The organism is Tessaracoccus lubricantis (assembly GCF_039544535.1).
In the GTDB taxonomy this organism is placed as follows: Bacteria; Actinomycetota; Actinomycetes; order Propionibacteriales; family Propionibacteriaceae; genus Arachnia; species Arachnia lubricantis.
On the sequence record NZ_BAABLV010000002.1, the window covers coordinates 16,500 to 36,349 of the forward strand.

The 19,850-nt window shown below is 70.7% G+C and carries 17 protein-coding genes; 14 read left to right on the forward strand and 3 right to left on the reverse strand.

Going from position 1 to position 19,850, the window contains the following annotated elements; translation table 11 throughout:
• Nucleotides 1-10 precede the first annotated feature (10 nt).
• From ABEA30_RS00390 to ABEA30_RS00400, 3 genes are read left to right on the forward strand one after another with little or no spacing between them, the layout of a single operon-like run.
• Complete coding sequence (locus ABEA30_RS00390; RefSeq protein WP_345577317.1) at nt 11-325, forward strand: DMT family transporter; 315 nt, start codon at nt 11-13, stop codon at nt 323-325.
• Nucleotides 322-687: a DMT family transporter gene (locus ABEA30_RS00395; protein ID WP_345577320.1), complete on the forward strand. Its 366-nt coding sequence runs from the start codon at nt 322-324 to the stop codon at nt 685-687. Before ABEA30_RS00390 ends, ABEA30_RS00395 begins: the two co-directional genes overlap by 4 nt.
• Before the next feature lie 50 nt (nt 688-737).
• Nucleotides 738-2,078, forward strand: coding sequence for an ABC transporter substrate-binding protein (locus ABEA30_RS00400; RefSeq protein ID WP_345577323.1), 1,341 nt, complete (start codon nt 738-740; stop codon nt 2,076-2,078).
• A gap of 22 nt (nt 2,079-2,100) precedes the next feature.
• On the opposite strand, the gene ABEA30_RS00405 is transcribed toward ABEA30_RS00400, so the two are convergent.
• Nucleotides 2,101-4,014, reverse strand: a complete 1,914-nt coding sequence (locus ABEA30_RS00405; RefSeq protein ID WP_345577326.1) for a penicillin-binding transpeptidase domain-containing protein — start codon at nt 4,012-4,014, stop codon at nt 2,101-2,103.
• A 189-nt stretch (nt 4,015-4,203) separates the two neighbouring features.
• Here ABEA30_RS00405 and ABEA30_RS00410 point away from each other — a divergent pair, with 189 nt between their 5' ends.
• The 4 genes from ABEA30_RS00410 to ABEA30_RS00425 all read left to right on the forward strand — a co-directional run bounded on the left by ABEA30_RS00410 (nt 4,204) and on the right by ABEA30_RS00425 (nt 8,808).
• On the forward strand, nt 4,204-5,400 hold the full coding sequence (locus ABEA30_RS00410; RefSeq protein ID WP_345577329.1) for a TerC family protein: 1,197 nt from the start codon (nt 4,204-4,206) through the stop codon (nt 5,398-5,400).
• 1 nt (nt 5,401) lies between these two features.
• The gene (locus tag ABEA30_RS00415) at nt 5,402-6,736 is read left to right on the forward strand and encodes an MFS transporter (RefSeq protein ID WP_345577332.1); all 1,335 of its coding nucleotides are present in this window, start codon (nt 5,402-5,404) and stop codon (nt 6,734-6,736) included.
• A 218-nt stretch (nt 6,737-6,954) separates the two neighbouring features.
• Entirely contained in the window at nt 6,955-8,160 is a 1,206-nt protein-coding gene (locus tag ABEA30_RS00420; RefSeq protein WP_345577335.1) for a sensor histidine kinase, read from the forward strand.
• Nucleotides 8,161-8,808, forward strand: coding sequence for a response regulator transcription factor (locus tag ABEA30_RS00425; RefSeq protein WP_345577338.1), 648 nt, complete (start codon nt 8,161-8,163; stop codon nt 8,806-8,808). It begins immediately after the preceding gene.
• Here the strand turns inward: ABEA30_RS00425 and ABEA30_RS00430 are convergent, their stop codons facing one another.
• Complete coding sequence (locus tag ABEA30_RS00430; protein WP_345577341.1) at nt 8,809-9,417, reverse strand: MBL fold metallo-hydrolase; 609 nt, start codon at nt 9,415-9,417, stop codon at nt 8,809-8,811. It lies immediately after the preceding gene.
• Complete coding sequence (locus ABEA30_RS00435) at nt 9,414-10,010, reverse strand: TetR/AcrR family transcriptional regulator (protein WP_345577343.1); 597 nt, start codon at nt 10,008-10,010, stop codon at nt 9,414-9,416. The genes ABEA30_RS00430 and ABEA30_RS00435 overlap by 4 nt, the downstream gene beginning before the upstream one ends.
• A 94-nt stretch (nt 10,011-10,104) precedes the next feature.
• On the opposite strand from ABEA30_RS00435, the gene ABEA30_RS00440 reads away from it, so the two are divergent.
• The 7 genes from ABEA30_RS00440 to ABEA30_RS00470 all read left to right on the forward strand — a co-directional run bounded on the left by ABEA30_RS00440 (nt 10,105) and on the right by ABEA30_RS00470 (nt 19,829).
• The gene (locus tag ABEA30_RS00440; RefSeq protein ID WP_345577346.1) at nt 10,105-12,762 is read left to right on the forward strand and encodes an MMPL family transporter; all 2,658 of its coding nucleotides are present in this window, start codon (nt 10,105-10,107) and stop codon (nt 12,760-12,762) included.
• A complete protein-coding gene (locus tag ABEA30_RS00445) occupies nt 12,759-15,371 on the forward strand; it encodes a hypothetical protein (RefSeq protein ID WP_345577349.1) in 2,613 nt (870 codons plus the stop codon). The genes ABEA30_RS00440 and ABEA30_RS00445 overlap by 4 nt, the downstream gene beginning before the upstream one ends.
• Before the next feature lie 56 nt (nt 15,372-15,427).
• Nucleotides 15,428-16,663, forward strand: coding sequence for a WXG100 family type VII secretion target (locus tag ABEA30_RS00450; RefSeq protein ID WP_345577351.1), 1,236 nt, complete (start codon nt 15,428-15,430; stop codon nt 16,661-16,663).
• Complete coding sequence (locus tag ABEA30_RS00455) at nt 16,663-17,607, forward strand: hypothetical protein (protein ID WP_345577354.1); 945 nt, start codon at nt 16,663-16,665, stop codon at nt 17,605-17,607. Before ABEA30_RS00450 ends, ABEA30_RS00455 begins: the two co-directional genes overlap by 1 nt.
• Nucleotides 17,608-18,126 (forward strand): hypothetical protein, encoded by a 519-nt coding sequence (locus ABEA30_RS00460; RefSeq protein ID WP_345577357.1) that lies wholly within the window; start codon nt 17,608-17,610, stop codon nt 18,124-18,126.
• 1 nt (nt 18,127) lies between these two features.
• Nucleotides 18,128-18,886 (forward strand): hypothetical protein, encoded by a 759-nt coding sequence (locus tag ABEA30_RS00465; protein ID WP_345577360.1) that lies wholly within the window; start codon nt 18,128-18,130, stop codon nt 18,884-18,886.
• Nucleotides 18,887-19,073: 187 nt separating this feature from the next.
• Complete coding sequence (locus ABEA30_RS00470) at nt 19,074-19,829, forward strand: MIP/aquaporin family protein (RefSeq protein WP_345577363.1); 756 nt, start codon at nt 19,074-19,076, stop codon at nt 19,827-19,829.
• The last annotated feature ends 21 nt before the right edge of the window (nt 19,830-19,850 follow it).

Genomic DNA, 19,850 nt, shown 5'->3' on the forward strand with positions numbered 1-19,850 from the left:
AGTCGTCCTCATGGACTGGGTCATCCTGTTGGCGTCGGGCGTGATGGAGGCCGTGTGGGCCACCGCGCTTGGCAGGTCGGAGGGGCTGCGACGGCCGGTGCCCACCGTCGTCTTCGTCATCGCGTCGGTCCTGAGCCTCGTGGGTCTCGGCATCGCGCTGGACACGCTGCCCACCGGCACGGCCTATGCGGTCTGGACCGCCACGGGCGCGTCGCTCACCGTGCTGTGGGCCATGTTCACCGGCGCCGAACCCGCCAGCACGAAGAAGGTGCTGCTGCTCGTCGGCATCGTCACATGCGTCGTCGGCCTGAAGGTGGTGGCATGATGCGGCTCCCGCGTTCGTGGGCGTGGCCGGTGCTGCTGGTCAGCGCCGGCCTGGAGGCCGTGTGGGCCAACGCGCTGTCGGCCAGCAATGGGTTCACCCACCTCCCGGCCACCGTCGTCTTCCTCCTCACCGTCGTGGCGTCGACGGTGGGGCTGGGGCTCGCCATGAGGCACGTCCGCACCGGCACGGCCTACGCGGTGTGGACCAGCCTCGGCGCGGTGCTGACCGTGACGTATTCGACGCTGGCCGGCCACGAGCAGATGTCGTGGCCCAAGGCCCTGTTCCTCGCCGGGATCATCGCCTGCGTGGTGGGCCTCAAGCGGATGGACACCCACGGCGAGGCGGGGCAGAACCCCGCCTGAGCGCCTCGCGCGGTGGCATTCTTGGCTGTACCCGACGTCGGGAAGGCCCCATGAAGCGACGCACGCTCCTCGCCGCTGCCGCAGGCAGCGCAGTCGTCGCGTGCGCGCCCGGGTCACACCAGGAGCCGACGCCCAGCCCCGAGCCGGCCGCCGTGGCCAACCCGGACATCGCCGCGCTGGGGGACGTCACGCTCACGGTGTGGGACCAGGAGGTGCGCGGCGGTCAGAACGCGCAGGTCGAGGAGCTCAACGCGAGGTTCCAGGATGCGTTCCCCAACGTCACGGTCCGACGCCTGTCGCAGTCGTTCGACGACCTGAGGAAGCAGATCACCCTGGCGTTGTCCGGGGGCGTGGTGCCCGACGTCGTGCAGGTGAACAACGCCCGCGCCGACATGGGGTCGTTCGTGCGTGCCGGGCAACTCATGGACCTGTCGCGTTTCGCGTCGAGCTACGGCTGGCACCAGCGGTTCCCGGCGTCGGCGTTGTCCAAGATGCGCTACTCCACCGACGGCGTGACGTTCGGCGACGGGAGCCTCTACGGCGTGCCGCAGACCGGTGAGATCGTCGGGATGTACTACCGGCAGTCGACCCTGGACGGCCTGGGCGGGCAGGTGCCCGGCACGTGGGAGCACTACTTCGAGCTCCTCGACCTGTCCCGCGGTGCCGGGCTGCAGCCCATGGTGCTCGGCAACCTCGAGAAGTGGCCCGCGCTCCACGTGTTCGGCCCGTTGCAGGCGGCGTTCGTGCCCGCCGCGGAGATCGTCACGCTGGCGATGGGCAACGCCGGCGCGAGTTGGAGCAGCGAGGGCAACCGCGAGGCGCTCGCGAAGTTCGCCGCCTGGGGCGCGGAGGACTATCTCGGTGACTCACCCAACGGCACCGACTACGAGTCGGCGTGGCTCCAGTTCGCCGAAGGCAAGGCCGCGTTCCTCCCGGCCGGTAGTTGGCTGGCCGCAGACCTGCAGGCCGCCGTCGGGGACGGGCTGCGATTCATGGCCCCGCCCATGGGCGTCGACGGCGGGTTGGCCACCACCGGGGGCACCGGGGTGCCGTGGTCCATCCCGGCCAGGGCCGAGCACCCGCAGGTCGCCGCGGCGTACCTCGACTTCATCACCGACGAGGCGGCGATGGAGACCATCGCCGCCCACGGCGGGATGCCCGTGCTCCGGACCGCCGAGCTGGCGCCCGAGACTGGCGTGCTGAACGACGTGTTCCAGGCTTTCGCGACCGTGTCGCGGCAGGGCACGCTGCTGCCGTACCTGGACTACGCGACGCCCACCTTCGGCGACACTGCGGGCGCCGCGTTCCAGGAGCTCATCGGCGGCCAGAAGGACCCCGAGGCCGTGGCGGCGACGCTGCAGGCCGACTACGCGGACTTCACTGCCGGCTGAGCCCGCCGTCGACAGCTGCCCCTCAGCCGAACAGGGCGCTGATCAGCGGCGCCGCCGTCGTGCCGCCGCTGTCGCCGACCTCGACGAACGCCGACACCGCCACCTTGTCGTTGTACGCGATCATCCAGGCGTGCGTCTGCTGGTTGCCCGTGGGGCCCCACTGCGCGGTGCCGGTCTTGGCGCCGATCATCACGCCCTTCAGCGACTGTGCCGTGCCGGAGTCCACCGTCGCCTTCATCATGGCCTGCAGGTTCTGCGCCTCGGCGGCGGTCAGCGGCGCGGCCGTCGGCGACGCCTCGTGCCCCTTCACCAGCCAGGGCACGACGGTGCGGCCGGCGCCGACGGACGCCGCCACCGCCGCCATGCCCAGCGGCGACATCGTCACCTGGCCCTGCCCGATCATCGACGCGGCGCGGTCGATCCGGTTGCCGGGCTGCACGGTGCCGAAGTTCGACGTGAACCCGGCGTCGTAGTCGGTGCCCACGCCCAGCGAGCCGGCGGCTGCGTGGAGTTGTTCCGACGTCACGGTGTCGGCCCCGGCGACGAACGCCGTGTTGCAGGAGTACTTGAACGCATCGGTCAGGGTGATGGCGCCGGTCTGGCTGTAGCCGGTGTAGTTGCCGAACGTGTAGGTGTCGATGGCGAGCGTGGCAGGGCAATGCACCGTCGACGACGGCGTCAGCCCGTGCCGCATCATCGCAAGCGACGACACCACCTTGAACGTCGACCCGGGAGCGAACTTGCCGAAGGTGGCGTGGGGGTAGGTGCCGCCCGACGGCGACTGTGCCGCCGCGAGCAGGCCACCGTCGGCGAGGTTGACCACCACGAGCGACGCCAGCCCGGGCTGGGCCTTGAGCACCTCCTCCGCCTTGGCCTGGAGGTCGCGGTCCATGCTGAGGTCGATGCCCTCGCTGACGGACTCGTCCTGCAGGAACAGCGTGCGCGGCTCCATCGGGCTGGGTGCGGGCGACTCGCCCTCTGCGGCGTTGCGCTGCACCAGGTCGATGCGGATCATCGGCACGCCGCGCAGTTTGTCGTCGTAGCGCAGCTGCAGGCCGGAGCGGCCGACGCGGTCGTTGGTGGTGAGCTTGCCGTCCGACGCCTCGATCATCTCGGCGGTGGGTTCGCCGACGGTGCCGAGGATGGGCGCGGCGAACGACGAGCTGGGGCCGAGCACCGCGCGGATCTCGCGGACGTGGCGGCCGGGCACGTCGGCGACTGCGGCGGGGATCTCCACCTGCGGCAGCGTCTTGGCGATCACGAACGCCCGCGGCCCGCCGGCCAGCACCTTGGCCTTGTACGCCTCGGCGTCGATGCCCAGCAACGTGGCCAGCTGCGTGGCCGCGCCGGGCCACTCGGCCTCCGTGATGCGGGCCTTGTCCAGCCCCACCTCGAACAGTGCGCGTTCCTCCACCAGCGCCAGCCCGGTGTTGTCGTTGATGGGGCCGCGGCGGGCCTCCTCCTGCGTGAACCGCAGCCGCGTCGAGTTCGTCAGCTCCGGATGCACCAACGTGGGCGACCACTCCAGCACCCACTCGTCGGCCCGCAGCGTGAACGCGGCCGGCGTCGAGTACGTCCACCCGTCCTCACCCAGCGCGAACGTCACCTTCAGGGTGCCGACGGCGCCCTCACCCTCGTACGCCAGTTCGCCGGGTTCGAACGTGGGGTAGATCCCGTCCATGCCCGCGAAGATCGTCTCGAGCTCCTGCTGCGCGGCGGCGTTGCTGGCGGCCATCTTGAGCTTCGACACGTCCTTGGCCGTCAACGCGGCCGCGACATCTGCCAGCACCGAGTCCGCAGCGGGCAGCTCACCCGACGGCGTGGCGCCCCCCGTCGTCGACCCTTGGGGCGCCGGCGACTCACCGTCGGAACCGCCCGGGGCACAGCCCGAGGCGAGCAGGATGACGGTCAGTGCCGCGGCCAACAGTCGTCGCATGAGACCTCCTCGTGTCGCGCTCGTCACGCGTTGACAAGGCTACCCGTGGCCCCCGGCAGCACGGCTGCGGCACGCCTTCGGATTCTGGGGTGCCCAGGTCAGCGGGTACACTGTGGTGGTCATCGACGTTGGCCCTGAAGGGTACCGATGGCAGGAAACCCCGCTTTCTCGCCAGTCAGGAGCTTTTGCGTGTCAACAAATGTGCCCCTGTGGGTCTGGGCGATCACCCTCGTCGCCATCCTCGGCCTGCTCGCCTTCGACTTCTTCTTCCACGTGCGCCAGGCGCACGAGCCCACCCTCCGCGAGGCCACCATCTGGTCGGCCTTCTACGTGGGCGTGGCCATCGCCTTCGGCATCATCCTGCTCATCTTCGGTGGCACCACCATGGGCGTGGAGTACTTCTCCGGCTACCTGTTGGAGAAGGCGCTGTCGGTGGACAACCTCTTCGTGTTCCTCGTGATCATCTCGAGTTTCGCGGTGCCCCGCGTCGACCAGCAGAAGGTGCTGCTGTTCGGCATCGTCTTCGCGCTGATCGCCCGCTCCGGCTTCATCTTCGCCGGCAAGGCGATGATCGACAACTTCACTTGGACGTTCTACCTCTTCGGCCTGATCCTCATCGTGACGGCCGGCAAGCTGCTCGCCCCCGAGAAGGAGGGCGACTCCGGGGACGCGGACAACTTCATCATCCGCCTCGCGAAGCGCTTCCTCCACACCACGGACCACTACGACGGCGACAAGCTCTTCACCTACGAGAACGGCCGCCGCGTCCTCACCCCGATGCTGCTCGTGATGGTCGCCATCGGTGGCACCGACATCCTCTTCGCGCTCGACTCCATCCCGGCCATCTACGCGGTGACCACCAACGTCTACATCGTGTTCACGGCCACCGCGTTCTCGCTGATGGGCCTGCGCCAGCTGTACTTCCTCATCGACGGCCTGCTGGACCGCCTCGTCTACCTCAAGTACGGCCTGTCGATCATCCTCGGGTTCATCGGCGTCAAGCTGGTGCTCGAGGCGCTGCACACCAACCAGTTGCCGTTCATCAACGACGGCGAACACGTCAACGTCTTCACGTTCGACGCCTACACCTCCCTGCCCGTGATCGTGGGCGTGCTGACCATCACCGTGGTCGCCTCGCTCGTCTCGCCCAAGGGCAAGCTCATGGCCGCCGTCCGCCGAGTCGAACGCCTGGCCAACGGCTACCTCACGCACGACTACGAGGGTGACCCCGTGGAGCGTGCGGCGAAGTACGAGGCCATGCTCGCCGCGCAGAACTCGCTGCTGCGCTTCGACCGCGTGAAGGTCGACGCCATGATGGAGGAGGTCGGCGCCAACTGGGCCATCGAGAAGGCCGAGCGGGCCCACGCAGAGGCCACCGGCAACTGACGTGGAGTTGCTCGGTGCCCTCAAGCGGCTCTGGCGACACGCAGCGTTCCGCAGGCTCCTCATCCTGCGGACGCTGAGCCAGGCCGCTGACGGCACGCTCCAGGTGGGGATGGCCAGCTACATCCTGTTCTCCCCCCAGTCGCAGCCCAACGCGTGGGCCATCGCGGGCGTGCTCGCGCTGACCCTGCTGCCGTTCACCGTCATCGGCCCTTTCGTGTCGCCGCTGCTGGACCGGTGGTCACGACGCAACGTCGCCCTCTACTCCGACGTCACCCGGGCGTTCCTCGCCGCCACCATCGGCGTGATCATCTTCTCGGGTGCCACGACGGGGGCGTGGGCAGTGGTCCTGTTCGGCGCCCTGCTGGTCGCGATGAGCATCAACCGCTTCATGCTGGCCGGGCTCTCGGCGGGGCTGCAGCACACCGTCGACGAGGAGGAATACCTCACGGCGTCGTCGATCCTCCCGACGGTGGGGCCCATCGGCGTGGTCATCGGCGGCGCGGCCGGGTTCGCGGCGCGCTTCGGCCTGGGAGACCTGATCGGCGCCAACCGCGCAGACGCCGTCGTCTTCGGGCTGTCCGCGGCGATGTTCGTCGGCTCCGTGCTGATGTGCCGCGGCTTCGCGCCCCACGCCCTCGGCCCCACCGGTTCGACTGACGTCGTGGCCTCCGCCCGGGCGGTGGCGGCGGGCCTCGGTGAGGCCGCCCGACACCTGCGCACCCGGTCCGTCGCGTTGCTGGCGCTCCTGCTGATGGCGCTGACCCGTCTCCTGTTCGGCCTCCTGAGCGTGGCCGTGATCCTTGCCGCGCGCCACCTGTGGCACCCGTCGGACCAGCCGGAACTGGCGCTGGCAGACCTCACCGTGTGGGGATTGGCCACCGGAGCCGGCTTCATCCTGTCGGCCCCTGTCGTGCCGTTCATGGTGCGCCGGATGGGGCTGCGCCGCACCTGCGTCGCGCTGCTCGTCCTCGGGAGCGTGGCCACCCTCGGCATGGCGTTCACCTCGTCGAAGCCGGTCATCGTGGCGATGAGCTTCTTCATCGGGCTGTCGGTGCAGGGGTTCAAGATCTGCGTCGACACCATCGTGCAGTCGCACGTCGACGAGCAGTTCAAGGGCCGCGTGTTCACGTTCTACGACATGGGTTTCAACGCGGCGTTCGTGGCGGCCGGGGTGCTGGCGGCGTTCGCGCTGCCCACCACCGGCCTGTCCGCCGTCGCCTTCGTGTGCGTCGCGGTGGCCTACGCGTTGTGCGCCGTGTGGATCATCGCCGCCGGGGCCCGGCTGGGGCACGCGACGTTCGAACGCGGCACCGAAGACCTCACCCGGGCGTCCTGAGGCTCAGTCGGTGGCCTCTGCCCACAGCTCGCGGCGACGCTCGGCCTGACGCCGGTCCACCGCCCCCACCACGACACACGTCAGGGCGATCAGGCCGACGAACCACAACAGCTTGCGCATCATGGCGCCAATCTACCCCGCCCGTCAGACCCCGGTCCCGGCAAGGGGTGCCCGGGGTCTGACGTGACGCGAACACCGCGGAGCCTAGAGTGGTGCCGATGGGGATGTTCGAGCAGTCGCGTGACAGGCGCACGTTCGCGGTGGACGGTGCGCTGGCCGGGGCGTTCGCCGTCGGCACCACCATTCCGCTGCTCGCCGCCCCCGGGCCCGGCTTCCTCTGGCCTGCGTTCGGCTGGTCGGTGCTCATGTGCAGCTCCCTCGCCTTCCGTCGCCTGTCGCCGCTGCTGGCACTCGGTGTGCTGACCGCCGCCGGCACGGGGATGGTCGCCACACTGCACGTGCCGCTGCCCGCCCTGCTGGCCGTCCCGCCGGTGGTCTACAGCGTGGGCCGCTACCAGCGCCTCTTCGCGTCGTTCTTCGTCATCCTCTTCGGCGTCGCCGGGGGCATCGCCGGGCCCGTCACCTGGACCCGGGAACTGGCGGCGGAGTACCGCTTCCTGGGTGCGGCGCTGCTGGTGTTGCTGTGTTTCGCCATCGTCTCGCTGGCCTACCTGTGGGGCCGACTCGTGCGCGAACGGCGCTTGGCCGAGTCCCTGGACCGGGAGATCGTCACCGAGCGGTTCGTCGCGGCCCAGCGGCAGTCGGCGCAGGAGATCGAGCTCGCAGAGGGCCGCGCCCGCACGCAGGTGGCGCAGGAACTCCACGACGTGCTGGCCCATTCGCTGTCGATCATCGTGGTGCAGGCCGAGGGTGCCAAGGCGCTCACCATCAAGCGGCCCGAGGCCGCCGTCGACGCCCTGGGCGTCATCGCGCAGACCGGCCGGTCCTCGATCGCCGAGGTCCGCCGCATCGTGGCGCTGATGCGCGGCGACGAGGGGTCGCCGTCGTTCGGCCCTGCGCCGACGCTGGCCCAGATCCCGGCGCTGGTGGACGGTGCGGGTGCCCGCGTCACCCTCGAGGTGCGCGGTGAGCCGCCCGTCGTGCCCGAGACGACGGGGCTGACGGCCTACCGCGTGGTGCAGGAGGCCGTCACGAACTTCCTCAAGCACGCCGGGCCCACGGCGCGCGCGGACGTGCGCCTCTGTTACGAGCCCGACGGGGTTGAGGTGCTGGTCCGCGACGACGGCATCGGGTCGATGGCACCCTCCGACGACAAGGGCTCGGGCGTGCGCGGGATGCGCGACCGGGTCACGGCGATGGGCGGGGTGTTCCGCGCCGGCCCGCGGCCGGGCGGTGGCTACGAGGTGTTCGCCAGGCTGCCGCTGCCGCGGCGCATCGGCGTGAGTTGGCTGAGGGAGGCCTAGATGATCAAGGTGCTGTTGGCGGACGACCAGTCGCTGGTGCGCAGCGGGTTCCGGATGTTGATCGACTCGGCGGACGACATGGAGGCCGTGGGCGAGGTCGACAACGGTCAGCAGGCGGTCGAGGTGGTGCGCTCACGCCCGGTCGACGTCGTGCTGATGGACGTCCGGATGCCGGTGATGGACGGCACCGAGGCCACGCGCCGGATCACCGCGTTGGGCGGCGCGACGAGGGTGCTCGTGCTGACCACGTTCGACGTCGACGAGTACGTCTACGCCGCACTGCGCAACGGCGCGAGCGGCTTCCTGCTCAAGGACGCCCACCCCGACGAGCTGCTCGGCGCCATCCGCTGCGTCGCGGCCGGGGAGGCCGTGGTCGCCCCCTCGGCCACGCGACGACTCCTGGACCGGTTCGCCGAGAGGCTGCCCGGTGTCGCGCCCGAGGAGGACACTCGTCTCGACGTGCTCACGGAGCGCGAGCTCGAGGTGCTGCAGGAGGTGGCGAGGGGGGCCAACAACGGCGAGATCTCGCAGCGGCTCTACATGGCTGAGGGCACCGTGAAGACCCACATCGGACGGCTGCTCAGCAAGCTCGGGGCGCGTGACAGGGTGCACCTGGTGCTGATCGCCCACGATTGCGGCGTGCGCTGATCACCAGCCGCGGGCGATCCACTCCTCGCGCTGGGGCCGCTCGGTGCCGATCAGCGTCGACCGGCCGTGCCCGGTGTGCACCACCATGTCGTCGGGCAGCGAGAACAGGCGCCCGGTGATGGACTCGATCACCAACGCGAAGTCGGAGTAGTCCCACCGCGTGGCCCCCGGGCCGCCCTCGAAGAGGGTGTCGCCGGTGAAGACGCAGCCGAGCGCCGGCGCCACGAGCGACACCGAGCCAGGGGTGTGGCCGGGCGTGTGCCTGACCCCCAGCTCGACGCCCGCGACGGTGAACCGTTCGCCGTCGTGCAGCGGGTTGAAGGGGGCGCCGGGATGCTCGTCGTCCCAGAGGAAGCGGTCTGCCTCGTGCAGCCGAACCGGCGGGTTGCCCACGAGCGCTGCGAACCGCAGTGCCGCGCCGGTGTGGTCCCAGTGGCCGTGCGTCAGGAGGATCTCGACGACGGTGCGGCCCGCCACGAGGTCTGCCACCGCGTGCTCGTCGTGCGCGGGGTCGATCACGATCACCTCAGAGTCGTCGCCCACCACCCACACGTTGTTCTCGAAGCCGTGCCCCGAGGCCGTGACGAGGAGTTCGACCTTGGCGTTCACGCTTCCGCCTCCGTCGTCGGGGCGATGAAATGCTCGGTCATCAGCATGATGAGGCGCCGCGATTCGCCCGTCCGGCCGATGTAGGCGGGGGAGTGGTGCAGCGCGGCCAGCACCTGCAGTGCGTCATGGACCGGGATCGTGAAGCGCACCCGGCCCCGGGCCGCCGCCTTCTCCGCGAACTCGACGTACAGCGGCCACAGGTCGCGGCGGGCCACCTCGAGCTGCTCCCCGAACTCCGGGTGCCGCGCGGCGCGCAGTTCCAGCTCAACCTGCGTGGCATGCAGGTCCGTGGACAGCTGCGTCACGTCGAGGAGGGCCGGGATGATCTCGTCCGGCCTGAACGACTCCGGCATCGAGGCCAGGACCTCCTGCAGCCGGGCGGCCATCTCCTCGAAGACGTGGCGCGCGATCTCGATGCAGAGCTCGTCCTTGCTGCTGAAGTTGGAGTAGAAGGCGCCGCGCGTGAATCCCGCGGCCTCGCACAGCTGCTCCACGCTGGTGGCGTCGATGCCGTTGCGTCCGAACTCCCTGACGGCGGCCTCCACCAACCGGCCACGCGTCGCGCGCCGACGTGCCGCGTCGATGACTGTCATGCCCACCCCTTCCCTGCCCGATACAGAAATGTGTTGAATTGGGTACAGGAATGTATTCTAGAGCCGGTCCCCACCCGAGGATAGGACAACCCACATGTCAGCTTGGCTGTACGCCGTCGGTAAGTGGTGCTTCCGGCACCGTCGCTCAGTCGTTGCCGTATGGCTCGCGGTGCTGCTCGCGCTGGGCGGTGCCGCGATGGCATGGTCCCAGTCGTTCGAGAACACCTTCGACATCCCCTCCTCACGTTCGCAGGCGGCCCTGGAGAAGCTGCGCATGACGTTCCCGCAGGGTGCCGCGCTGTCCGCGATGGCGGTCGTCGTGGTACCCGAGGGCGACACAGTCGAGGACCATCGTGCGGTCATCGAGGCCGCGGTGGCCGACTTCCAGGCCCTCGACGAGGTGGCTGCAGACGGCGCCACCTCGCCGTGGAACGAGTTCGTCGACGGGCTCATCTCCGACGACGGGCGCGCCGCCCTGATCCAGTTGAGCCTCGCGTTCGAGGGCGTCACACCCTCCGAGGCGGACCTGGCGCCCATCACCGCCGTCGCGGACCAGCTCGAGCAGGAGTTGCCCGCCGGCAGCCAGGTCTCGATGGGTGGCGAGGCCTACAACATCGAACTTCCCGCGCTGAGCCTCATCGAGGCCATCGGCCTGGTGGTGGCGCTGATCGTCCTGACGATCCTGCTCGGATCGCTGGTGGCGGCCGGCCTGCCGCTCATCACGGCCCTCGTCGGCGTGGGCATCACCACCGCCGTCATGTTCCTCCTCACGTCGGTGTTCGAGATCAACTCGACCACCCCGCTGCTATCCGTGATGCTCGGCCTCGCCGTCGGCATCGACTACGCCCTGTTCATCCTGTCGCGACACCGCGACCAGCTGCGCGACGGCCTCGAGCCCGAGGAGTCGGCCGGCCGCGCCGTCGGCACCTCCGGCTCGGCAGTGGTCTTCGCGGGCCTCACGGTGTTCATCGCGCTGCTCGGCCTGGGCGTGGCGAACATCCCCTTCCTGACCGTGATGGGCATCTTCGCCGCCGCCGGCGTGGCGCTCGCCGTCGTGGTGGCGTTGACGCTGCTCCCCGCGCTGATGGGCTTCATGGGCGAGCGCATGCGGCCCAAGCCCCGCAAGAGGAAGGCGCGCAAGGGCCCCGGGCTGTTCGCCTGGTGGGTGGGCGTGACCACCAGGCACCCGTTGGCCACCATCGTCACCGTCGTGGTCGCGCTGGGCGCGCTGGCTGCGCCGACGGTGGGCCTGCAGGTGTCGCTGCCGAACGCCGGCCAGCAGCGGCCGGAGCAGCCGGCCCGCATCGCCTACGACCTCATGGCCGAACACTTCGGCGAGGGCGTCAACGGGCCCCTCGTGGTGACGGCCGACATCATCGGCTCCACCGACCCGCTGGGCGTCATGGCAGACCTCAAGGCCGACATCGAGGCCATGGACGGCGTCGCCTCGGTGCCGCTGTCGACCCCCAACCCCAACGCCGACACCGGCCTCATCCAGGTGGTCCCCACCACCGGCCCGGATGATCCGGAGACGGCGGACCTGACGCGCGCACTCATGGACCGCCACGACGAGTGGCTCGCCGAGTACGACGTCAACACCAACGTCACGGGCATGACCGCCGTCCAGATCGACGTCAGCGACCGCCTCACGGGCGCCCTGTTGCCGTTCGGCCTGCTGGTGGTGGGCCTGTCGCTGGTACTGCTCGCGGCCGTGTTCCGCTCGGTGTGGGTGCCGATCAAGGCGACGGTGGGCTACCTCCTCAGCGTGGGCACGGCGTTCGGCGCCACCACACTGGTGTTCAACCACGGCTGGCTCAAGGAGGTGGTCAACCTCGAGCGCGGCATGCCGGTGATCTCGTTCCTGCCGATCCTCCTCATGGGCATCCTGTTCGGCCTGGCCATGGACTATGAGGTGTTCCTCGTCAGCCGCATCCGCGAGGAGTACGTGCACGGCAGGAACGCCGTCGACGCCGTGCGCAGCGGCTTCGTCGCCTCCGGGCCCGTGGTGGCCGCCGCCGCGTTCATCATGATCGCCGTGTTCGCGTTCTTCGTGCCCGAGGGGCTGGGGCCGATCAAGTCGATCGCGTTCGCGCTCGCCGTCGGCGTGGCCGTCGACGCGTTCCTCGTGCGCATGACGCTAGTGCCCGCCGTGCTCACCCTGCTCGGCGACCGCGCCTGGTGGCTGCCCACGTGGCTGGACCGCCTGCTGCCGACGTTCGACGTCGAGGGTGAGGTGCTGTCCAAGGAGATGGCGCTCAAGCACTGGCCGGGCGACGACTCGGTGTTGCATTCCGACGGCCTGACCGTGGAGGGCATCGTGGAGCCCCTGACGCTGGTGCTCATGCCCGGTGACGTGGTGGGCCTCGTCGGTCCCGTCGGCGCCCGCACCGGCGCGGCGCTGGCACTGAGTGGCCGCTTGGAGACCACCGGCGGGCGCGCCCGCGTGGCCGGCGCGCTCCTCCCCGAGGGCGCCTCCCGGGCCCGCCGCCGCGTCACGTACCTTGACCTGGCGCACGTCGACGGCGTCGCCGCCGCCCTCAACCGCACCCGCGCGGCCACCGTCGTGGTCGTCGACTCCGCCGACCTCGTCGGCACCGCCCCCGAGCGCGAGGCCCTCGTCGGGCTCATCGAGCGCACCCGTCCCCGTGGCGCCGTCATCCTGGCCGCCGCCAGCGCGGACTACCTCTCGGACTTCCCCATCGACGGCGTGCTCAGCGCCCCCGCGACCATGCACGAGGAGACACGCGCATGAGACAACAGACGCGACCCACCACAGCGCAGATCGTGGCGCTTGCCCTGGTGCCGATCCTCGCGGTCGGCCTCCTCATCGGACTCATCGGCCGTGGCGGGGAGGAACGCATCGAGGCCGCGGTCGTGAACCTCGATCAGGCCGTCACCGTCGGTGACCAGTACATCCCGATGGGCCGCCAGCTGGCCGGTGCCATCGTCGAGCGTGAGGGCGACAACGTCACCTGGACGCTCGCGGACGGGCCCAGCGCCGCCGACGGGCTGCGCTCCGGCCGCTTCGCCGCCGTCGTGACCATCCCCGAGGACTTCTCCCGGATGGCCACGTCGTGGTCGGGCAACGACGCGGCGAGGGCCGAGCAGGCCGGCATCCACGTGACGGTCAGCGAGAACGCGCCGATCACCGACGCGCAGGTGGCCGAGCAGATCGCCCGGATCGCCACCGACACCATCAACGCGCAGCTCACCGAGGGATACCTCGACGGGATCTACGTCGGCTTCAACACCGTTGGCGAGCAGTTCGGCATCATCCTGGACGGCGTCGGGCGGCTCGAGGACGGCTCGTCGCAACTGGCCGACGGCGCGCAGCAGTCCGCCGACGGTGCCGGGCAGCTCAACGACGGCATGACGCAGCTCGTCGACGGCGGCGGGCAGCTCGTCGACGGCGGGACCCAGTTGGCCGAGGGCGTCGGCGACCTGCGCGTGGGCGTCCAGCAGCTCGACGGTGGCGCAGGCCAGCTCGCGTCCGGGGCGGACCAGCTGGCTGACGGCGTGGACCAGTTCGCCGGGCAGGCGCCCCGCCTGGTCGACGGCGCTGAGCAGCTGGCGGCAGGCGTTGAGCAGTTCTCCGGCCAGACCCCTGCCCTGGTCGACGGCGTGACGCAGCTCGCCGACCAGGGTGGGCAGCTGCTCGCCGGCCTGCCGCAGTTCGCCGACGGCTCAGCGGCCGTCGTCGGCGGTGTGGGCCAGTTGAGCGACGGGCTAAGCCAGATCATCGCCGGCATCGAGGGCCAGGAGGTCGACACCACCCAGCTGGAGGAGCTGGCCGACGGCGCGCTGGCCACCGCCGACGGTGCGGCCGGCCTCAGCGGCGGCCTGACCCTGGCGAACCAGGGGCTGCAGGCGTTGGCGTCCGGCGCGGCGCCGATGCCGGCGGAGGTCGCCGCCATCGCAGACCAGATCACGCAGTCGTTCGTCTGCCCGGTCGAGGACCCGGCCACGTGCGAGATGCTGCGGCAGACCTTCGCCGCCGGCGTCGGGGCCGGCCTCCAGGGCGGGTTCCAGGCGGGCACCGGCGCGGGCTCGGCCGCGCTCTCGACGCAGGACCCGCAGACCGGCCAGTCGCTCCTCAGCGCCGCGGAGGCGCTCGCGGCCGGTGCCAGCCAGCTGGCCGACGGCGTCGACACCCTCGTGGCGGAGCTACCGGCGGAGACCGCATCGCAGATGGCCACCCTGAGCGGTGCCCTCACGGCGGTGCGGGACGGTGCCGACACCATCGTCACCGAGGCCCAGCCCATCGTCGACAACGCGCCCCTGATCGCCGACGGCGCCACGCAACTCAATGGTGGCCTCCAGCAGCTCAAGACGCAGGTGGCCCAGCTGCCGGGCGGCGTGTCGCAGCTGGCCACCGGGGCGCGCGGCCTGGCGGACGGGCTCGCCCAGCTGCCCGCCGGACTCACGCAGCTCCAGACGGGTGCCCGCGGCCTCGCCGACGGCGCCTCCGGCCTCGCCGACGGCGTCAGCCAGCTCGACAGCGGCGCGGGGCAGCTGCAGGACGGCACGGAGACGTATGTCTCGGGCGTCGGGCAGTACACGCAAGGGGTGCGCTCCGCAGCGGAGGGTGCCGACGCCCTGAGCGACGGCCTGGGCCAGTTGGCCTCCGGGGCCGGGGACCTCTCCGAGGGCATCTCCACCTTCGAGTCCGAGCTCAGCAAGGGCGCCGAGGAGCTGCCCACCTATTCCGAGGAGGACCGGCAGCAGCTCTCGACGGTGGTCGCCTCGCCGGTCGCCCAGGCCGACGAGCTGACCAGCCCGGCCAAGGTGGCCTCCACCTCGCTCCTCATCGTGGCGGCACTGTGGCTCGGCGCGCTGGGCGCGTTCATCGTGTGGCGCCCGGTGCCGCGCGACGTGGTGACCTCGCGCGCAGCCAGCGTCCTGCTGTGGGCCCGCACGCTGTGGCTGCCCGCGGCAGTCGTCGTGGGCGTCGGGCTGGTGCTCGGCGTGGTGGGTGCTGCGGTGCTGGGCCTCGGCCTGGGTGCCAGCGCGCTGCTGGTGCTGCTCATGATGCTGCTCGGCGGGTCCTTCGCCCTGGCCAACCATGCCCTGGCGGGGTGGCTGGGCAACGTGGGCCGCGCCGTCTCGGCGCTGCTGCTGGTGGTGACCGTCGGGCTCGGCCTGTCGTCGACGCTGGGCTGGCTGTCCCCGATAGGAGCGGTGTCGCCGCTGCAGAACGGCCTCGAACTGGTGCGCACGCACATGGCTGACGGCACCGGCGAGGTGGGCCTGGCGTCCGTCGCGCTGCTGCTGGCGGTCATCGCGTTGCTGTTCAGCGTGACGGCGATCTCGGCCAAGCGCAGGCTCACCGCCGCCCAGTTCCGCGAGGCGCACGCGGGCTGAGAATGACCCAACGGGCTGGTTAACTGGGCCACGGTCTATGCCCTGAGGAGATGGCGATGGGTGACGCTGACAAGGCGTGGGAACAGTTGATGAAGCGGGCGGCCGAGGGCCGCATCGCGGGTCTGCGCGCAGATTCCGACGACGAGATCGACGACTCCGACCTCGGCGAGGCCGCCATCAACCCCCACGCAGTGGGGTCCAAGGGCAGGAAGGGGGCCGGTGGCCCCTCGATGATGCCACCCATGATGGGAGCCCCCGGTGGCGCAGGGGGCCGGGCGGCAGCGCCCGGTGGCGTGCTGCCCGGCGACGCGTCCGGTGTCATGGGAGGCGGCATGCTCCGCGCGTCCGGCGCGGCGGGTGCAGGCGTACCCGGCTCGGGCACACCCCTCGGCGGTGGCTTCGGCGCCGGCGGCGCAGGTGCCCCCGGCTTCGGTGCGGGCGCGGGAGGGGCCGGTGGTGCAGGCTTCGGCCCCGTCGCTGCGGGGCTGGGTCCCGACGGCGGGGCCGGCCCGGGCGCTGACCCGTCGCGACAGGGCCTGGATCCGAACTCCCCCGGGTACCGGCCGGGCCCCGGTGACCCCGGCTACGTGCTGCGTCCCGGTGATCCCGGCTACGTGCCTCGGCCCGGTGATCCCGGCTACGTGCCGCGCCCCGGTGATCCCGGCTACGTGCCGCGCCCCGGTGATCCCGGCTACGTGCCTCGCCCCGGTGATCCCGGCTACGTGCCTCGCCCCGGTGATCCGGGCTACCAGGCGCCCTCGCCCGGTGCACAGCCGCCCTCGTACGAGCCGCCCACCTACCAGCCGCCCTCGTACCAGCCGCCCTCGTACGAGCCGCCACCCGGTACACAGGAGCAGGGACCGTACCCGGCCCCCACCTACCCGTCCGGCGGTGCCTACCCCGGTGGTGGCTCCTACGCGGGGGGCGGGTCGTATGCCGGTGGCGGGTCGAACCCCAGGGGTGGCTCGTACCCCAGCGGTGGGGCCTACCCCAGTGGTGGCGGCGGAGGCGGTGCCGGCGACTACCGCGTGGATCCGGCTGAGCTCGAGGCCGCCGCACAGGAGTGGGAGCAGATGTCCGAGGAGATGAACGCGGTCACGGCCACTCCGGTGCCCACGGACTTCGGTCTGGTGCCGGACCTGGGGATCAACGACCTCTCCGGCTCGACGACGAACTGGTCCTCCGGTGCCGGCGGCGAGTACAGCACGATCTCGTCGATGCTGCGGGCCTCCGCGCGTGACTATCGCAGCACCGAACAGGCCAACGCCCAGCAGGCGAAGGGGATGATCTGATGCTCGCGGCGCTCCACTCCATCGACGGCATGTTCGTCGCGCCCGGCGGCGCGGCGCCCGGCTTCGCCCTGAGCGACGCCAAGGGCGTCTCCGCAGACCGGCTCCAAGGCGCCGTCGACTCCCTCGAAGCGGCCGCGGAATGGGCCATCGCGGCCGACGAGCGGGACTCCACCAGTTGGTGGGACGAGTTCCTGCAGGTGGTGGAGCACGGCTTCGACTACCTGCGCGACAAGCGGGAGTTCGAGGCCCGCTGCGCAGAGCTGGTCGCGAGCCTCCGAAGGGCCGTGCGCGAGGTGCGCGAGAACATGCGAGCGGTGCGCGAGTCCGCCGGGCACGTGCCCGACGAGCTCGAGGCCAACGCCGCCCAGTGGCTCGAGGAGGCTGGCCGGGTGGAGGCGGTCCGAAACCGGATCTCCGGGCTGCGGCAGATCTCGGGTTGGGTGAGCACGGCCAGCCACAGCTACACCGCCCGCAGCATCGTCCAGGACGGCGCCACGCAGGAGCTGGGCGGCATGGCGTCCAGCATGGCGAAGGCGATCAGTCACATCGCGCTGTTCAACAGGGCGCTGTTCCTCGTCATGTATCGCGAGATCCAGGCCACGACCCAGGCCATCCGGCGCCTGCAGCCGGGCGCCAAGGGGTACCACTACCGGCGCGTGGCCAACGCACTGCAGCTCCTCGACGACCTACGCAGGAACCTGAGGAATGCCCAGGTCGGCAGGCCCGTCCGCGACAGCAGCGCAGAGTTGGGCGGGCAGGTCGCCCAATGCCTCTCCTCGCCGCAGTTGCTGCAGCCCGGCACGTGGCCCTCCGGCGGCGCCCAGGCCTCGGTTCCGCCTGCACCCACGGATTCGGTTCCAGACCCGGACGAGGCAGAATCGCTCGTGGATGATCCGGTGGGCCCGCAGGGAGCTGGACAGGAGCAGGACGGAGTGGAGCGCTAGATGGTGAAGCCTTGGTGGTTGCGGCTGGTGATCGGCATCGGCGCGGCCTCGCTCGTGACGCTGGCCGGATGCTCGCCTGATGACCCTCCTGCGCCGACGGGGGGTGTGGACTCGTCGGCCCCGATTTCGCCTTCTGCCGGGACTCCGGGTGAGACCGTGGAGCCGGTGGAGATGGAGAAGCTGACCGAGGACCAGTACCCGGCCAAGGTCGGCAGGTTCGAGTTGGCCTGGGTCCTCGGAGCCCCGGTCTACGACGTGGCAGACGACGCGAACCCGGAGCGCATCGCCGTCGATGCCCGCCTGTACGCAGAACCCGCGCGGCAGGATCGGCTGGGCGTCGCGGAGGGGCACCAGGAGGTGAGCCCGGGCGTGTGGTGCTACGAGGACGTCGACGGCCACGACAACTGCGCGGTGAACACTGCCAGCGGAAGGCTGTTCGTGACCATTGACATGTTCGACACGCTGACGATGGATGAGTTGGCGCAGTGGTCTGAGGACCTCGCGGCGGAGCTGCCCTGACATGGGCGTGTTCGACGACGACTTCGACCCGCTGGCTCCCCCTGCTGCGGGCGCGCCGGAGGACGACGAGGGCGCCGCTGACGACCCGCTGGCCGCGCCCGGGTACCCCGGCGAACCCGAGGCCGAAGGCCCGGAGGACGACGCAGACGGCGGGTTCTCCGACCACGAACGGGTGGTGCGCGTCTGGGTGGAGGACGGCCGCCTGGCCAAGGTGCGGCTGAGCCCGGTCTGGTTCCACAAGGTGCCCGATGCGGCTGCGCTCGAGGCGCGGTTCAGGGAGGCGCTGATGCTGTCGACGCTGAGGCTGCCCGCCGCGCCACAGGGCGCCGTCGAGGCTCCGTATGAACCGGAGGCTTCCGCCGAGGTGCTGGAGCGGCTGAGGGGCCTGCCGCGGTTGAGCCGCCGGTCGCTCGTCCAGTTCGCGGCCCTGGCCGACGAGTTCGACGCGCGTGACGCGGCTGCGCTGGAGGCGCACGGGGACGTCACGCGGGGGGAGCCTGTCTCGGGCAGGTCCAAGGGCGTCACCGTGACCCTCAACCCGGACGGCGTCGCCGAGCGGGTGACGTTCGACCCGAAATGGCTTGACGAAGCCCAGGTGGGCGCCATCTGCACGCACATCATGCGCGCAGCGGACCGGGCGCACGCGCTGCGCGACGCGGCGGCGCCAGGGGAGGCCGCGGTGGACGAATTGACAGAGGAGCGGGAGTTGCTGAGGCTTGCCTTGCTGACCCTCCTCAAACCACCCAGTTCCCGGCCCTGACAGCGGCTTTGACTTCCACCATCCGACAGCGACACGAATTTCGTGACGCAGTTACGTGCACCCACGTCTAAGCCCCGTGCACGGTTGTGCATAGCTGTTGCAATGACGTTCAACATGCCCTTGGCTAGTGCTGCAAACGCGTCCACCGTGACGCACAACTGACACTGCTGTCAGGAATGGAGAAATCATGGGAACCATCTTCCTCTCTGAGTTCGTCGGCTCAATGCTGCTGCTCCTCCTCGGTGGCGGCGTGGTGGCAAACGCCCTCCTCGCCAAGACCAAGGGCAATGGCCAGGGCTTCCTCTTCATCAACTGGGGGTGGGGTCTCGCGGTCTTCGCCGGCGTCCTGGCTTCCTACGCCTCGGGCGGCCACATCAACCCGGCCGTCACCGTCGGCCTCCTGGCCAACGGCGTCGACGAGATGGGCGGCGAGCCGGTCTCCGTCGGCCTCGTCCTCGTGTACTTCGCGGGCCAGCTGCTCGGTGCCATGGCTGGCGCCGGCCTCATGTGGCTGACGTACAAGAAGCACTTCGACACCGACACCGATCCCAGCCTGAAGCTGGCCACGTTCTCGACGGCGCCGGAGATCCGCAGCCCGTTCTGGAACGTCCTCACTGAGGTCGTCGGCACCTTCGTCCTCGTCTTCGTCGTCATCGCGGCAGGTAAGTTCACCGAGCACGCCGGTGGCGAGGGTCCGGCGAACCTCGGCTGGCTCGGCGCCCTCGGCGTGGCCCTGTTGGTCGTCGCCATCGGCATCAGCCTCGGCGGCCCCACCGGCTACGCCATCAACCCGACCCGTGACCTCGGGCCCCGCATCATGCACGCCATCCTGCCCATCCCCGGCAAGCGCGACTCCGACTGGGGCTACGCCTGGGTGCCGGTCGTCGGCCCGCTGATCGGCGGCGTCCTGGCCGGCCTCCTGGCCCTGGTCCTGCTCCCGTAGTTCGAACCGTTAACCGAAACT

What these genes read in the sequence shown, in the direction of transcription:
- ABEA30_RS00465 (WP_345577360.1), top strand. Translation starts at nt 18,128, where the DNA reads ATGGGCGTGTTCGACGACGACTTCGACCCGCTGGCTCCCCCTGCTGCG.
- ABEA30_RS00435 (WP_345577343.1), bottom strand. Translation starts at nt 10,010, where the DNA reads ATGACAGTCATCGACGCGGCACGTCGGCGCGCGACGCGTGGCCGGTTG.
- ABEA30_RS00425 (WP_345577338.1), top strand. Translation starts at nt 8,161, where the DNA reads ATGATCAAGGTGCTGTTGGCGGACGACCAGTCGCTGGTGCGCAGCGGG.
- ABEA30_RS00390 (WP_345577317.1), top strand. Translation starts at nt 11, where the DNA reads ATGGACTGGGTCATCCTGTTGGCGTCGGGCGTGATGGAGGCCGTGTGG.
- ABEA30_RS00455 (WP_345577354.1), top strand. Translation starts at nt 16,663, where the DNA reads ATGCTCGCGGCGCTCCACTCCATCGACGGCATGTTCGTCGCGCCCGGC.
- ABEA30_RS00395 (WP_345577320.1), top strand. Translation starts at nt 322, where the DNA reads ATGATGCGGCTCCCGCGTTCGTGGGCGTGGCCGGTGCTGCTGGTCAGC.
- ABEA30_RS00405 (WP_345577326.1), bottom strand. Translation starts at nt 4,014, where the DNA reads ATGCGACGACTGTTGGCCGCGGCACTGACCGTCATCCTGCTCGCCTCG.
- ABEA30_RS00440 (WP_345577346.1), top strand. Translation starts at nt 10,105, where the DNA reads ATGTCAGCTTGGCTGTACGCCGTCGGTAAGTGGTGCTTCCGGCACCGT.
- ABEA30_RS00470 (WP_345577363.1), top strand. Translation starts at nt 19,074, where the DNA reads ATGGGAACCATCTTCCTCTCTGAGTTCGTCGGCTCAATGCTGCTGCTC.
- ABEA30_RS00400 (WP_345577323.1), top strand. Translation starts at nt 738, where the DNA reads ATGAAGCGACGCACGCTCCTCGCCGCTGCCGCAGGCAGCGCAGTCGTC.
- ABEA30_RS00420 (WP_345577335.1), top strand. Translation starts at nt 6,955, where the DNA reads ATGGGGATGTTCGAGCAGTCGCGTGACAGGCGCACGTTCGCGGTGGAC.
- ABEA30_RS00450 (WP_345577351.1), top strand. Translation starts at nt 15,428, where the DNA reads ATGGGTGACGCTGACAAGGCGTGGGAACAGTTGATGAAGCGGGCGGCC.
- ABEA30_RS00460 (WP_345577357.1), top strand. Translation starts at nt 17,608, where the DNA reads ATGGTGAAGCCTTGGTGGTTGCGGCTGGTGATCGGCATCGGCGCGGCC.
- ABEA30_RS00445 (WP_345577349.1), top strand. Translation starts at nt 12,759, where the DNA reads ATGAGACAACAGACGCGACCCACCACAGCGCAGATCGTGGCGCTTGCC.